Below are 15,402 nucleotides of genomic sequence, written 5' to 3' on the forward strand. Positions count from 1 at the left end.
GAAAACCGGCGCGCCTCGGGAGGGGCTGTAGGAGCGACGCAAGTCGCGATCGGGTGGTGCGGTGGCGGTGGGCGTGGTCGGAGCGGGAAGGCTGCAATCGCGACTTGCGTCGCTCCCACGAAAACCGGCGCGCCTCCGCAGGTGTTGTAGGAGCGACGCAAGTCGCGATCGGGCGGTGCGGTGGTGGTGGGCGTGGTCGGAGCGGGAAGGCTGCAATCGCGACTTGCGTCGCTCCCACGAAAACCGGCGCGCTTCGGGAGGGGCTGTAGGAGCGACGCAAGTCGCGATCCGGGCGGCGGGAGACGCGATCCGGGCGGGGCGGTTTTGCGCATGCTGGCGTAATCCCCTACAATTCGCCCAACTTGGGTGCTGCAACGCAGCAATGAGGAATAGTTCCTCAGGGGCTGCGCGTGGCATGGTCCACAAGGTGTCGGGAATCTTTACACTTTGCTCGGACAGCAGATCGGAGCGGCGCGGCGCGGGGGCTTTAACCTCTCCGTAACGCACTGACTCGACACTGGTTTGGTGCAATGCATTATTTGCTGGCGCGTTTTTTGCTGTAAACCACGGCGCCGAGTTGCCTGCGATGACCCCCCTGGAACCGGCTCCACGCCTCGATCCGGGCATCATCGGCAAGGCACCCGAAACGCATATCGTGCAAGCAAACATGCCGGCATGTCGCGACGCCGCCGCCGAGGCGCGCGCGGGGCAAGCCGCAAAACTCGAACGGGGTTTTCGATGAGTCGCTTCACCACCGACCGGATCGCCCACTGCGGCGCATCCAATGGCGCCGTGCGCGCCACCGACGCCAGTGGCCTTGACGCCCGCGCGGCCGGTCCCGCCACCCGCGCGGACGCCATCCGCAGCGGCGGTCTCGTCCGCACGGCCGTGATCGCCTTCGCCGCCGCAGCCATCGGCGGCTGCACCCTCATCCCCGGCACCAGCGGCAGCCTCATGCGCGAGGAGTCCAGCGTGCCGCTGCCGGTCACCGAGGGCACCGACACCGTCCCGGCCAACGTCAAGCTCAAGCCCATCACCGCCGAGCTGATCATCGAACAGCACCAGGCCAAGGAGTCGCGCTTCCGCAGCGGCAAGGCCGGCGGCCAGACCGCCACCCGCGCGAGCGATCCCAAGAAGATCCCCGGCTTCGACTACCAGGACTACAAGCTCGGCCCCGGCGACATCATCAACGTCATCGTCTGGGACCACCCCGAGATCACCATCCCGGCCGGCTCCTACCGCTCGGCCGAGCAGTCCGGCACCCTGGTCGCCGAAGACGGCACCATCTTCTTCCCCTTCGCCGGCGTGGTGAAGGTCGCCGGCCTCACCACCCGCGAGGTGCGCCAGGTCCTCGCCAAGCGCATGGCCAGCGTCATCGAAAACGTCCAGCTCGACGTGCGCATCGTCTCCTTCCGCAGCAAGCGCGTGTATGTCGTCGGCGAAGTCGCCAAGCCCGGCCTGCAGCCGATCGACGACATCCGCATGACCCTGGTCGAGGCCATCAACCGCGCCGGCAACATCACCGAAGAGGCCGACCACGGCAACGTGCTGCTCACCCGCAACGGGCAGACCTGGCGGGTCGACCTGCAGGCGCTGTACGAAGAGGGCGACGTCAGCCAGAACGTGCTGCTGCAGCCGGGCGACATCATCAACGTGCCCGACCGCCAGCTCAACAAGGTCTTCGTGCTCGGCGAGGTGCGCAACCCGGGCTCGTTCGTCATGAACAAGCGCCGCACCACGCTCGCCGAGGCGCTGTCCGACGCCGGCTTCGTCAACCAGAGCACGTCCGACCCGGCCTGGGTGTATGTGATGCGCAGCGACAACGGCAGCGCCGAGCTCTTCCACCTCAACGCCCGCTCCCCCGACGCGCTGCTGCTGGCCGAGCGCTTCCCGCTGCTGCCGCGGGACGTGGTGTATGTCGATGTGGCGGCGATCGCGCGCTGGAACCGCGTGGTCAGCAACATCCTGCCGACCTCGCAGATGCTGCAGCTCACCAGCGAGACGCGGTATCCGCTGTTCGGCGGCCGGCAGTAACAAGGAACCGCGCCGGCCCGATTCCCGCGACGGAACGGGCTTTGCACGGTTCTTGTAGGAGCGACGCAAGTCGCGATCGTCGCGTTCGATGAGCCGCGGCGCGCAATGGGGGCGCTGGGATCGCGACTTGCGTCGCTCCCACGGGGAGCCGGAGGGGGCGCTGGGATCGCGACTTGCGTCGCTCCTACGGGGAGTCGGATGGAGGCGCTGGGATCGCGACTTGCGTCGCTCCCACGGGGAGTCGGATGGGGCGCGGGGATCGCGACTTGCGTCGCTCCTACGGGGAGTCGGATGGGGCGCGGGGATCGCGGACTGCGTCGCTCCTACGGAAATTGATTGGCAACACACAACTACACAACAGGAACCTACACCCTTGCGTCGAGAAACTGCACCCTCCGCCGTGGCTGAAGTCGGGAATCCTGTCCGCGCCAAGTCCATGCGCGACGACCGGGACGACTTCATCAACCTGGGCGAGATCATCGCCGTCCTGCTCGAATACAAGTGGCTGATCCTCGCCGTCACCTTCTTCGCCGTCTTCATCGGCGCGGTGGTGGCCTTCGTGTCCACGCCCATCTACCGCGCCGACGGGCTGGTGCAGGTGCAGGACAGCAAGGGGCCCAAGGGCGGGCTGGCCGCGCTGCGCGACGTCGAGGCCGTGCTCGGCGAGAACAGCTCGGTCACCGCCGAGCTCGAGATCCTGCGCTCGCGCATGATCCTCGGCCGCGTGGTCGAGCGCCTGCGCCTCGACATCCGCGCCACCCCCGACTACTTCCCCATCTTCGGCCGCGCCCTCGCGCGCCGCTATAACGGCGACCAGCCCGCCGCGCCGCTGCTCGGCCTGGGCAGCTACGCCTGGGGCGGCGAGCGCATCACCGTGCAGACCCTCGAGGTGCCGTCCTACCTGGTCGGCCTGCCGCTCACCCTCATCGCCGGCGACAACGGCGGCTTCACCCTCTACGACGACCAGGACCAGCCCCTGCTCGACGGCAGCGTCGGCCAGCCCGCCAGCAGCGCCGACGGCAAGACCACGCTCTTCGTCGCCGAGCTCGTCGCCCGCCCCGGCACCCATTTCGATCTCGCCCGCATCAGCCAGATCCAGGCCATCGCCGCCCTGCGCGAAGACCTCGAAGTGCGCGAGCGCGCCCGCCAGTCCAACGTGATCGAAGCCGCCTACAGCGACGCCGACCGCGCCGAAGCCGAGCGCCTGCTCAACGAAGTCCTCAACGCCTACGTGCGCCAGAACGTCGAATACCGCTCCGCCGAGGCCGACGCCACCCTGGCCTTCCTCGAAAAGCAGCTCCCCGAGCTCAAGGCCCAGCTCGACACCGCCGAAGCCGCCTACAACGACTACCGCCAGACCCGCGGCTCGGTTGACCTCACCCTCGAGACCCAGTCGGTGCTCAGCTCCATCGTCAAGGTGGACGCCGACGTCGTCGAGCTCCAGCAAAAGCGCGACGAGCTGCGCCAGCGCTTCACCCCCGAGCACCCCCAGGTCAAGGCCATCGACTCGCAGCTCGGCCGCCTGCGCGCCGTGCGCGGCACCCTCGACAAGGACGTCAATCGCCTCCCCGACACCCAGCAGACCGCGCTGCGCCTGCGCCGCGACGTCGAGGTCGCCACCGCGCTCTACACCAACCTGCTCAACAGCGCCCAGCAGCTGCGCGTGGCGCGCGCCGGCACCGTCGGCGACGTGCGCGTGATCGACCCCGCCGCCACCGCGCCGCTGCCGGTCGCGCCGCGCAAGGCGCTCATCCTGCTGCTCTCGGGCGTGCTCGGCGTGCTCGGCTCGCTCGGCCTGGTGTGGGCCATCCGCAGCCTGCGCGTGGTCGTCGAAGACCCGCAGACCATCGAGCGCGAGCTCTCGCTGCCGGTGTACGCCACCGTGCCCGACAGCAAGGACGAAGCCGTGCTGTCGCGCGCCATCGCCCGCGGCAAGACCGACAAGGGCCAGCTCCTCGCCACCGCCCACCCCGACGACGACGCCATGGAGAGCCTGCGCAGCCTGCGCACCACGCTGCACTTCGCGCTGCTCGGCGCCGAGAAGGGCTCGGTGCTCATCACCGGCCCGGCGCCCGGCGTGGGCAAGAGCTTCATCAGCAAGAACCTCGGCGCCGTGCTCGCCCAGGCCGGCAAGCGCGTCATGCTGGTCGACGGCGACCTGCGCAAGGGCCACATCAACAAGGCCTTCGGCATCGGCCGCGGTGTGGGCGTGTCCGACTACATCATGGGCGCCGCCAGCATCGAGCAGATCGTCAAGCCCACCGGCATCGACAACTTCTCCCTCGTCACCACCGGCCAGATCCCGCCCAACCCGTCCGAGCTCCTCATGCACCCGCGCTTCGCCGCGCTGCTCGCCGAGCTCGAAAAGCAGTGCGACGTGCTCATCATCGACGCGCCCCCGGTGCTCGCCGTGTCCGACGCCGCCATCATCGGCCGCCAGGTCGGCGCCACCCTCCTGGTCGCCCGCGCCGGCCGCCACCCGGTGCGCGAGCTCGAGCAGGCCATCAAGCGCTTCGACCAGGCCGGCGTGGAGGTCAAGGGATTCGTGTTCAACGGCTTCGACCTCACCCGACAACGGCATCGCTTCGGGTACGAGGGGTATCACTACCAGTACAAGTACAAGGCGTGAGGATCGATTGGGGCGCCCGAGACGATCCGGGCGGCCCAAATCGCGACTTGCGTCGCTCCTACGAGAACCACACCCCCTGTGGGAGCGACGCAAGTCGCGATAGCCACCTCCGAGCCCCCGCCACTACACCCCTGTGGGAGCGACGCAAGTCGCGATAGCCGCCATCCCGACCCGCCCACGCCCAACTTGGCCGCACCCGGAACCGCCTGAATCGCGACTTGCGTCGCTCCTACAAAACCAAAACCCAAACCCTAAACCTCCAAAACCTTCCCACCTTCACTTCCACTCGACACCATCATGCACACCCTCGACACCCTCAAGCTCGCCATCATCGGCCTCGGTTACGTCGGCCTGCCGCTCGCGGTCGAATTCGCCAAGAAGCGCTCCGTCGTCGGCTTCGACATCAACCAGGCCCGCATCGACGCCCTCAAGACCGGCCACGACGCCACCCTCGAGGTCTCCGACGAAGAACTGCGCGAAGCCACCGGCCTGCAATACAGCGCCAACCTGCAGGACCTCGCCGCCTGCAACACCTTCATCGTCACCGTCCCCACCCCCATCGACGAGCACAAGCAGCCCGACCTCACCCCGCTGGTCAAGGCCAGCGAGACCATCGGCAAGGTGCTCAAGAAGGGCGACATCGTCATCTACGAATCCACGGTCTACCCCGGCGCCACTGAGGAAGACTGCGTCCCGGTGCTGGAGAAGTTTTCCGGCCTCAAATTCAACGTCGACTTCTACGCCGGCTACAGCCCCGAGCGCATCAACCCGGGCGACAAGGAACACCGCGTCTCCACCATCAAGAAGGTCACCTCCGGCTCCACCCCCGAAGTGGCCGAGCTGGTCGACCAGCTCTACCGCCAGATCATCGTCGTCGGCACCCACAAGGCCGAAAGCATCAAGGTGGCCGAAGCCGCCAAGGTCATCGAGAACACCCAGCGCGACGTCAACATCGCCCTCATCAACGAGCTGGCCATCATCTTCAACAAGATGGGCATCGACACCGAGGCCGTGCTGCAGGCCGCCGGCAGCAAGTGGAACTTCCTGCCCTTCCGTCCGGGCCTGGTCGGCGGCCACTGCATCGGCGTGGACCCCTACTACCTCACCCACAAGGCGCAGTCCATCGGCTACCACCCCGAGATCATCCTCGCCGGCCGCCGCCTCAACGACGGCATGGGCGCCTACGTGGTGTCGCAGCTCGTCAAGGCCATGCTCAAGCGCCGCATCACCGTCGAAGGCGCGCGCGTGCTGGTCATGGGCCTCACCTTCAAGGAAAACTGCCCGGACCTGCGCAACACCCGCATCGTCGACATCGTCAAGGAACTCGGCGAGTACAACATCCAGGCCGACGTGTACGACCCGTGGGTGGACGTGGCCGAGGCCCAGCACGAATACGGGCTCACTCCGATCGACAAGCCGGAGCCCGGCGCCTACGACGCGATCATCGTCGGCGTGGCGCATCAGCAGTTCAAGGACATGGGAGCCGAGGCCATCCGCGCGCTCGGCAAGCCGGAACATGTGGTGTATGACCTCAAGTATGTGATGCCGAGGAATGCGGCGGATCTGCGACTTTAACGGTCAGACATTCTTTCAGTTTCTGTATCGCGCATCCTTTTGAGATTTTATTAAAGAAATTTCTAAGGGGTGCGCACAAGCTATGTTCTTGACAACCCAAAGCATTAATTCGCAACGCCAAAGCGTGAGCGGCGAAAATAATCTTGATTGCAAGAAAGTGCCTCCCTAAAAGAATATTGGCGTTCCGTGGATAGCGCGCCTCATCCTTCGTAGCGCAAGAAAATTGTTTTAAATCCTTGCGAGTGTGCGTGGTTTGATTTTTTGGCCCTGCCGGTTTTGTTGTTGAAAAATCATTAAAAGCAGCTGCGATCTATTTATAGAAAGGCTAGGCCTTTATGCTTTATCGGCGCGAAATAGATGGGCTTAGAGCGTTTGCGGTTCTTCCCGTTATTTTCTTTCATGCTGGTTTCGAAACATTCAGCGGCGGCTTTGTGGGCGTTGATGTTTTCTTTGTGATCAGCGGTTACCTCATAACGACAATTCTTCTTCAGGAGTTCGAACAAGAGAAATTTTCGATTGTTGGTTTCTATGAGAGACGTGCTAGACGCATCTTGCCAGCACTGTTTCTTGTGATGTTGGTTTGCTTGCCGTTTGCTTGGTTCTGGCTGCTGCCAGGCGACATGAAGGACTTCTCACAAAGCCTTGCGGCGGTTGCGTTATTTTCCTCAAATATTCTCTTCTGGAGTGAGGTTGATTACTTCGATACAGCCGCTGAGCTAAAGCCACTCCTGCATACCTGGAGTCTGGCTGTCGAAGAGCAGTACTACGTACTCTTTCCGCTCTTTTTGATGACCGTGTGGCGATTCGGAAGGAAATGGATTCTGGCGCTAATGGCCATAGTCGGAACCGCCAGCTTGGTTTTGGCAGAATGGAGCTCTGTTACCAACCCTCCTGCTGCATTTTATCTCTTGCCGACTCGTGGCTGGGAGTTGTTAATAGGTGGGTTAACAGCGCTTTGGTTGACTGCAAAGGCGCCACCAAGACTCTCTCTTCGGTTTCAGGAGCTTCTTAGTTGGGTCGGGCTAACTCTTTTAATTTATGCAGTTTTTGCATACACACGTGAGACTACTTTCCCCAGCTTGCACACCCTCGCGCCGACGCTAGGCACTGCGTTGATTATTCTTTTTGCGTCTAGTGAAACATATGTTGGTCGAATTCTTAGTATTAAGCCGCTGGTCGGTGTCGGTCTGATTAGCTACAGTGCCTATTTGTGGCATCAGCCTTTGTTTTCGTTTGCTCGCCATCTGTCGCTAGGCGAACCGAGCGGAACAATTCTTACGACACTTGCCGTTCTCTCTTTGTTGCTGGCTTACATTAGCTGGCGCTATGTAGAAAACCCGTTCAGATCTCGAGCCAAAATAAGTCGAAGGACTGTATTTCTGTTAGCTTTGTTTTTTAGCATCTTCTTTGTGATTATTGGCGCAATCGGTCATCGGACCGGTGGGTTTTCCAGTCGTGTTCCACGCGTAGAGGGTGCTGACCTACCTAGAGTGAATAATGGATGGTGTTTTTATAGTATTGATTCTATGCGTGGCCTTTCGTACGGCGCAGATGCGCTGAATTGCTTCCTTGGTGACAAAGAATCGAACGTGAAAGCGATTCTTTTCGGGGACTCACATGCAGGTCAGTATGAGCCGCTGTGGGATAAGGCTGGGCGTGAGGCAAAGATCAGTATTCACTCTGTGACAACAAATTGGTGTTACCCCTCACTGGGGGAAGGGTTTACGGGGCCACCGAGTAGTCGTGCGTTCAAGCAATGCCTTTTTAATCGGTCATACCTGAAGTCCAATCTCAAAGACTATGAAATTGCAATATTCGCCGGCGCTTGGGGCGACGTCCAAGAGAAAGGCAAAATTGAGGACTCGTTGAGGGTCATAGAGTATGCCGCCTCGATTGTAGATCTCGTGATTGTTATGCCCTCACCAAAGGCGTTTGATAGCAGTCCTCTAAAGCAATATCAGCGTAGTTTGATGCGTGGTTACGAGTTTGATATAACAAAAATTCCCTTTGCTAGTGATAAGAAAAATCTAGTCGCGAACGAGGCTATTAAGAGGTTTGCTGGAAATTTCGAGAATGTTCTCTTCGTTGATCGAGATGTGCTATTCAATGTTGATGGCCAGCCAGCAGCGATCACCTCATCCGGTGTCCCATTTAGCCTTGATGGACGCCATATTAGTATTCTTGGCTCTCAAGCAGCCGCAAGTGCTTTCGTTAGATCGCACCACTTTAGGTTGCTTAATGACTATGTGGGCAAGCGCCCGACTCACCAGTAATGCTTGATTATGCCGTAGTTGCCGGTGGCGCCTTTGTCAATCTCTTCACGACTTCTGAAGATTTCATTGCTTGCATTGTCGCTTAGTAAATATTTCCTGGTGCGCCTGAGTACTGGTTTTTAATTAATTGGATAAGGTGGAATGCCTAATTGGCTCAAGCATTGATCGAGCCTCTCCCAGTAGGCCTAGAAATGGCGTCTAATCTAAGAGCGGTGATTGCAAAATCATGCCTTTCCGGGTGTTCTTAATGCAATTAGAGTTAAGCGTCAATTACTATTAGGATTTAAAGTCAAAGCCAAAGCTACGCGGCAGGCTAAATCCCCTGGAAGTCCCGATGACGAGTTTGTTTAAAAAAGTATCAAATGGCGTGCTGTGGGTAGCTTTTGGAACTGGTGCTCAGGTCTTCCTGCAGTTTCTATTGCTCGTTGCCCTATCGCGCCTACTAACTCCATCGGAGTTTGGTCAAGTCACGGCAGCGCTGACAGTCGTGAGCCTCTCGACTATTTTCTCTCAGATGGGGGTCGGGCAAGCATTGGTCCAGTCGGAGTCAGTAACCGTAGAGCACAAGCGCGTAGCTTGGACGTTATCCATGCTGTCAGGTGCTTTTATTTGCTCCGGAATATTTTATATTTCTGATGAAATTCAATCCTTTTATGCTATCGATGGATTGGGCGATCTGGTCAGAATCTTAGCCTTTGTTTTTCCAATCGTTGGCTTTGGGGTAGTCTCTGAATCATCGCTGCAAAGAAGCCTTAGATTTAAAGAGCTCATGGGAGCTCGTGTCACTTCGTATCTGTTTGGATATGGGCTGGTGAGCTTAGTGCTCGCTTACGCTGGCCTTGGTGCGAGTGCTTTGGCTTACGGATTTCTTGCGCAGGCCTTCTTGTTTTCGAGCTTGGTATATATCGCATCCTCGCACAGCTTACGACCTTCTCTTCGCTTAGGGGTGCTGAAAGGGCTTGTTCGCTTCGGGTCGGGTCTAACTTTAGCGAAAGTGGGTAACTATCTAGCAACGCAAGGCGACTACGTTATCGTTGGGAAGCTGTTGGGGGTGACATCGCTCGGTGTTTATAGCCGCGCCTATCAGCTTCTTATGTTGCCGACAAATCTGATCGGCACTGTCTTGGAGAAGGTTCTTTTTCCGACTCTTTCTTTGATTCAAGAAGATAAGAAGCAGTTGCAGAGTGTTTATGAGAAAGGTTTTGCTCTCGTGGCGTTGCTAACCTTTCCGTTGATGGCTTTTTCGATTGTTTTCGGTGATGAAATTGTAAAGACTATTCTGGGCTCACAATGGCACGATGTGGTAGCGCCTTTTCAGATTTTAATTGCAGTTTTATTCTTTCGAACTGCCTACAAGCTCAATGAATCACTCATCAAAGCTGCAGGCAGAGTTTTTCAATTAGCTACGATTCAGTGGGTCTATGCCTCGGCTGTAGTTTCATTTTCAATTGCGGGGGCTTCGTGGGGGCTAAACGGTGTTTCTGTAGGTGTCGGCCTCTCCGTCCTAGTTAACTATTTTCTTACGGCACACCTGCTGGGTAGAGTTATCCCCGTTTCTTGGGGGCAAAACATGAAGCTTCTAGTTCCAGGTCTTGCTACTGGTGGGGTTGTGCTTTGCACCTCCCTACTGGTTAAGATCATTGCCCACGGTGATTTGGTGCCACTTTTGATGCTAGTCGTGGGTGCTGGGCTTTCGGTTATATCTTTGGGCTGCCTTTCTTACGTCTTTCCGAATATGTTCCTTGGGGCGGAGGGAGTATGGCTCGTAAAGAAGTTGAAGCGGTTTTGATTTAGATTGCAAGAATATGTTGTTGCATTATTTTCAAGAGCGCTATGAAGAAAATACTGATTCAAAAAGACGATATAAAAGCACGCTTATGGGCCAAAGAGGCTGAGCGGCTTGGTTTGGGTGAACTGTACCCGTGTCCGGGGAGCCCGATGGGACTGCCGTTCCATTTTTTGAAATTAATCCTGCAGGATAGAAAGTTTTCGGGTGTTTGCTTTCGGTATTTAAACGACTATCCGAGCTACTTAAAGTCACTGGTTCGGCTTTTTACTGACTTTTTGACAGTGGTCCTTGCAATAACGTTTCAGAAGGATGTGTATTGGATTTGTCATAACGTAGATAAAGAGACTAATGAGTTTCATCCTGGTTTGGTTGCTCTGCGGAGGACGGTGTTAAAAAAAGTAGCCCAAAAAATTTTCGTTACGGACGAGTTGTTGCTGCAGCCCGCAGAAAAGCTGCTAGATGTTTGTGTGCATCGTTTGCGTGTGATTACGTTTGGACTTGAAAGTGCTTTAGATAACAACGATTCTTCAAAGCTAAGCGAAATTCAGGCGATTAATAATTGGGTTCTCAACAAGAAGCGCGAGGATCGAGAGGCGCGAGTAGGTCTCTGGATCGGCACGCTTGAAGAGAAGAAGTTGGTGGGGCTTCGCAAAGCCCTGGAGCTCGCGCAGGAAGCCGTTGCTGGTGATGGATCATTATATTTTGTGATCGTAGGGCCAATCAATGCTTGGCTTGCGAAGAACGCTCCGCAGTTGCTCGTTCAACTGCAGTCTTGTCCAAATATTCTTTTCGTCGGAGTGGCGCTTGATGTTCCTGCGAGCACATGGGGCGAACTCTTTGATTTTATTTGGAAGCCGCTTGATGATTTGTCGGTTTCATTAACGGCATTTAACAGTGCAACCGCTAGAGTTCCCCTTTTTTGCGAGGCCGGCACGTTCATGGGGAAGTACGTAGAGCACTATAAAATTGGATATGCTGTTGCGTTCGATAAGCTTAGCTGTACGGATGTGCAACAAAGGCTGGATTGTTGGTCTTCCGAACCTTGTGAGCACTTTCTTGAGACGCACACTTGGACGCGTGGTGCGCGGGCGCTTTTTGGGTCTTAGGCTTGCAAGAGTCGCTCGGATGGTTAATCGAAATAAATTAAGAATAGGTAGTAGAGCCACATGGTATATGTGTCCTGCTTTTTGTTTGTCTTCTCGCTCACGTTTGCGGCTACATACAGGCTTTCAGCGCCAGATCAGGGCCTAGGTCGTTATCAAGGTGCTTTTGACGGGTGCTGGCTTCGGAAGATGTCGCTTGTTTGGCCAATTCAGACGCTCGTTCTGACGATAGTTATTGGGCTGCGGTTTGAGGTTGGTACAGACTGGTATGGTTATGTTTCGATCTACGAGAGTTTATACTATCTTGAATTTTCGGACTTAACGTTTCGATTTTTCCAAGGGTTTGAGCCCGGCTTCGTGGCGCTAAATATTATTTTGAACAGGCTTGGTTTCGATTATTACGCGATTTTTCTTGCGTCAGCCTTGCTTACATATGGATTTCTGTTTTATGCAATGGCCCGAGACTCTGAAGATCAGCTGATTGCTATCGTTGCTTTATTTGGGTTGGGCTTTGTTTTTTGGCATACTAATCATGTCCGTCAAGCAATTGCAGCGTCAATTGTTTTTTGGTCGATCAGGTTTCTTTGGGAGCGTAAGCTAGTTTCTTATTTTGCTGCAATCGCGTTTGCTACGCTTTTTCACTATACTGCGATAGTCCTGATTCCATTGGGTTTAATCGCTCGTTTGCATTTTTCAAGCAAATTGCTCTGTGTTGCGGTTGTGGTTTCGTTTGTTTTTCCCTTCTTTGGGGATGGGTTGCGCGCCGCCGTGTTGCAGGTTTTGCCGCAACTGGCGCCAGAAACGTATTTGTCGATCTTGGAGAGGCAGGCAGAAACTGAGGTTCAGGGGACTGGATTATTTAGGATCTTGCAGTTTCTACCGGCTGCTGCGCTGGTTTTCTTGTTTGGGTTATCGAAAGAGCGTGACGATAAGCTGAATTGTCTAATGAACTTGACCGTTTTTTATCTATTAGTTGCTGCGCTTTTTAGCGGGGTATATGGGGTCTTTCGGATAGCGATTTATTTGGGGCTCGTGTCTGTGCTCTTTGTTTCTTGTGCAACAGTCGGTAGGTTGGGGGCATCCAGAGCGATCGCTTATCGAAAGTTTGCAGGCTTTATTTACCTGTTTTCTTTCGTTGCTCTTCTCGTTATGGGAACGCATTCGGCGGTCCCCTATAAATCTCTTGTCCTTGGGCTGTAGTGCTAGAAGCTGCGCTTGTCGGGTTCGGCGGTGCGAGTTGCCTCGCTTCATTGGTTTTGGCGCTGTGGTGGTGGTTGTTGCGAAGTTCAAAAATTTTTGCTATTGGGGATTAAGGATGAGGCTTTCGATTTTTGGGACTGGTTATGTCGGCCTTGTTACTGGCGCATGTTTGGCTGAGGTCGGTCATAAGGTGGTATGTTTGGATATCGACGCGGCCAAGATTGATCGTCTTAATCGTGGTGAGCTGCCAATCTGGGAGCCAGGCCTGGAGGCGATCGTTTCTCGAAACGTTGCTGAAGGCCGCTTGGAGTTCACCACTGACATCGCTCGCGGTGTAGCGCATGCGGATATCCAGTTTATTGCTGTGGGTACTCCACCTGATGAAGATGGGTCGGCGGACTTACAGTATGTACTTTCGGTGGCGGAGAGTATTGCCCGTGAGATGAATACGTTCAAAGTGGTCGTCAATAAATCGACTGTGCCAGTAGGAACGGCTGACAAGGTACGGCAGAGAATTGAAGGGATTCTCCGAGAGAGAGGTGTGGCGCTGACGTTCGACGTTGTGTCTAATCCCGAGTTTCTAAAGGAAGGGGCCGCAGTTGGGGATTTTTTGAAGCCGGATCGTATAATTATTGGGGCTGGCTCGGAAAATGCTCGTAAAGTCATGCGGGAACTCTATGAGCCTTTTAATAGGAGTCATGAGCGAACCATGTTTATGGATGTTCGCAGCGCGGAGCTAACGAAGTATGCGGCGAATGCTATGCTTGCTACGAAGATTAGTTTCATGAACGAGCTGGCAAACCTGTCGGAACGACTTGGCGCTGATATCGAGGAGGTCCGTAAGGGCATTGGCGCCGATCCACGCATAGGCTATCATTTTATTTATCCAGGTTGTGGGTATGGGGGTAGCTGTTTTCCGAAGGACGTACAGGCTCTTGCTCGAATTGCGGATGACGTTGGGTATGAGGCGGAACTGGTTAAGGCTGTGGAGGCGGTTAATAATCGTCAGAAGAACGTTCTTTTCGACAAACTGGCAAGCCGGTTCGGTGGTGCGCGGGCACTTGGCGGAAAGGTGATTGCGGTTTGGGGGCTTTCGTTTAAGCCGAATACGGACGATATGCGGGAAGCTCCGAGCAGGACGCTTTTAGAATCGCTTTGGGCCGTAGGTGCCGAGGTGAGAGCGTTTGATCCGGTTGCGATGGAGGAGGCTCGTCGGCTCTATAGAAGTCGCGAAGCTTTTTTTCTCGCGAGCGATAAATATAGTTGCCTTGATGGGGTGGACGCACTGTGTATTTGCACCGAGTGGCAGGCGTTTCGGGCCCCCGATTTCGACGAGATGCAGTCTCGTATGCGGGCGCGCGTGATTATAGATGGTCGGAATCTTTATCACCCTGAGCGGTTGCGCGAGATGGGCTGGGTTTACGATAGTGTTGGGCGGCCGTCGAGTTTGGTTGCTTAGATAGTGCTTGTTCTGAGTCGGCATCACGATCTGAAGAGATGAGTCGCCGTGTATGGGTTCTGGCAATCTTGTTTTGCAGGGGCCCATGTTTTGAATAGTGGATTTAGGGAACTAGTGGGGTAAATGGTCTTAGTGCTTGTGGCTTCCTTGACTGAGGTGATGCGCCGACGGCAATTTGATGGGCGTTTTAGGGGCTCAGCGTGGATGATTTTAGGTAAATGCTGTTTAAAGAGCGGCAGCTAATGTTGTTATATGAGGTCTTCGGTGGCTGCATTTTTGCGCATTTGCTTCGTACTCGATCACCGTCTGATGCATTATCGTGCGCCGCTATTCGAGCGACTAGCCGAGTGGCACGATATCGAGGTGGTGCATCGCGGCCCTGAATTGAGTGGAGACTGGCGTTTCAAGCAGCGCGTCGTGGAATATAGAAAGTTCGGCCCGTTCGATTTGGTTACGGACGACCTGTCGTCGGATATCGACGTCCTGGTGGTCATGCAGAACCTCCGCTTGATCCAGTATTGGTTGCTGCCGTTCAGATTCTGGCGCAGGTTTGCATTTGTTTTTTGGGGTATTGGGGTTTCGTCGTCTGGTGGTTTGGCGCGTAAGAAGAATCTGATCTCATGGGTGCGCGGCTTCTGTAGCAGCTTTGCTGACGGTATTGGCTTTTACTCTGCGTATCCCTTGTCCTTTTATCCGCAAAAGGCGCTCGACAAGGCAGTGGTGGTCGGTAACTCGGTCGAATCGCCCACGGCAGAGAACACTTCGGCGGGCGAAAAGGACAGCATCTTGTTCATTGGCACCCTGGATGCGCGAAAGGGTCTGCCTTTGCTGTTAAACGTCTTCGCTCGCTACCTGAAGGCTTTGCCAGCAGGGTCGGCAGTGCGCTCGCTGCGCGTCGTCGGAGATGGCCCGCAGCGCAAGGAGCTCGAAGCCTTGGCGAAGAGCTTGGGTATTGGGGACTCTGTGCGATTCGAGGGCGCAGTTACCGATGCGGAAGCGAAAAAGGTTTTCTTCGAAAAAGCTGCGGTGACGGTTTCTCCATTGCAGGCGGGGCTTAGCGTCGCTGAGAGCTTTTCGTTCGGCGTTCCGTTCATCACACACAAGAATCCGGTTAGTGGCGGTGAATACCTCTCGATTGAGGATGGCGAGAATGGATTCCTATTCGAAACGGAGGACGAGTTGCTCGCGGCGCTGTTGAAAGTCGGGGGGGATCCTGCCGTGAGGGTCCGCCTAGGCAACAATTCATACGAGTTTTATCGGGCGAATTTGCAGATGAGCCAGTTCGCCGAACGTTTCGACAAACTGTTGCGCGACTCGTACGCACGATTCAAACACTGATT

Annotated in this window: 10 protein-coding genes; all 10 read left to right on the top strand. The window is 56.2% G+C overall.

Annotation, left to right across the window (positions count from 1 at the left end):
• Positions 1 to 586: 586 nt before the first annotated feature.
• Positions 587 to 742: a hypothetical protein gene (locus TMZ1T_RS21285; protein WP_157277038.1), complete on the top strand. Its 156-nt coding sequence runs from the start codon at positions 587 to 589 to the stop codon at positions 740 to 742.
• On the top strand, positions 739 to 2,034 hold the full coding sequence (locus TMZ1T_RS05445; protein WP_004308818.1) for a polysaccharide export protein: 1,296 nt from the start codon (positions 739 to 741) through the stop codon (positions 2,032 to 2,034). Before TMZ1T_RS21285 ends, TMZ1T_RS05445 begins: the two co-directional genes overlap by 4 nt.
• A 436-nt stretch (positions 2,035 to 2,470) precedes the next feature.
• Positions 2,471 to 4,663, top strand: coding sequence for a polysaccharide biosynthesis tyrosine autokinase (locus TMZ1T_RS05450; protein WP_012584859.1), 2,193 nt, complete (start codon positions 2,471 to 2,473; stop codon positions 4,661 to 4,663).
• Between the two features lie 297 nt (positions 4,664 to 4,960).
• Entirely contained in the window at positions 4,961 to 6,238 is a 1,278-nt protein-coding gene (tviB, locus tag TMZ1T_RS05455) for a Vi polysaccharide biosynthesis UDP-N-acetylglucosamine C-6 dehydrogenase TviB (RefSeq protein WP_012584860.1), read from the top strand.
• A gap of 335 nt (positions 6,239 to 6,573) precedes the next feature.
• Complete coding sequence (locus TMZ1T_RS05460; protein WP_012584861.1) at positions 6,574 to 8,511, top strand: acyltransferase family protein; 1,938 nt, start codon at positions 6,574 to 6,576, stop codon at positions 8,509 to 8,511.
• A 334-nt stretch (positions 8,512 to 8,845) separates the two neighbouring features.
• The gene (locus TMZ1T_RS20485; RefSeq protein WP_012584862.1) at positions 8,846 to 10,300 is read left to right on the top strand and encodes a lipopolysaccharide biosynthesis protein; all 1,455 of its coding nucleotides are present in this window, start codon (positions 8,846 to 8,848) and stop codon (positions 10,298 to 10,300) included.
• Positions 10,301 to 10,344: 44 nt separating this feature from the next.
• Positions 10,345 to 11,406: a hypothetical protein gene (locus tag TMZ1T_RS21050; RefSeq protein WP_012584863.1), complete on the top strand. Its 1,062-nt coding sequence runs from the start codon at positions 10,345 to 10,347 to the stop codon at positions 11,404 to 11,406.
• Between the two features lie 60 nt (positions 11,407 to 11,466).
• On the top strand, positions 11,467 to 12,603 hold the full coding sequence (locus TMZ1T_RS20490) for an EpsG family protein (protein WP_012584864.1): 1,137 nt from the start codon (positions 11,467 to 11,469) through the stop codon (positions 12,601 to 12,603).
• Positions 12,604 to 12,718: 115 nt separating this feature from the next.
• Positions 12,719 to 14,062, top strand: a complete 1,344-nt coding sequence (locus TMZ1T_RS05465) for a UDP-glucose dehydrogenase family protein (protein WP_012584865.1) — start codon at positions 12,719 to 12,721, stop codon at positions 14,060 to 14,062.
• Between the two features lie 264 nt (positions 14,063 to 14,326).
• A complete protein-coding gene (locus TMZ1T_RS05470) occupies positions 14,327 to 15,400 on the top strand; it encodes a glycosyltransferase (RefSeq protein ID WP_261789178.1) in 1,074 nt (357 codons plus the stop codon).
• Positions 15,401 to 15,402: the final 2 nt, after the last annotated feature.

This window comes from Thauera aminoaromatica, from assembly GCF_000021765.1.
Taxonomy (GTDB): Bacteria; Pseudomonadota; Gammaproteobacteria; order Burkholderiales; family Rhodocyclaceae; genus Thauera; species Thauera aminoaromatica.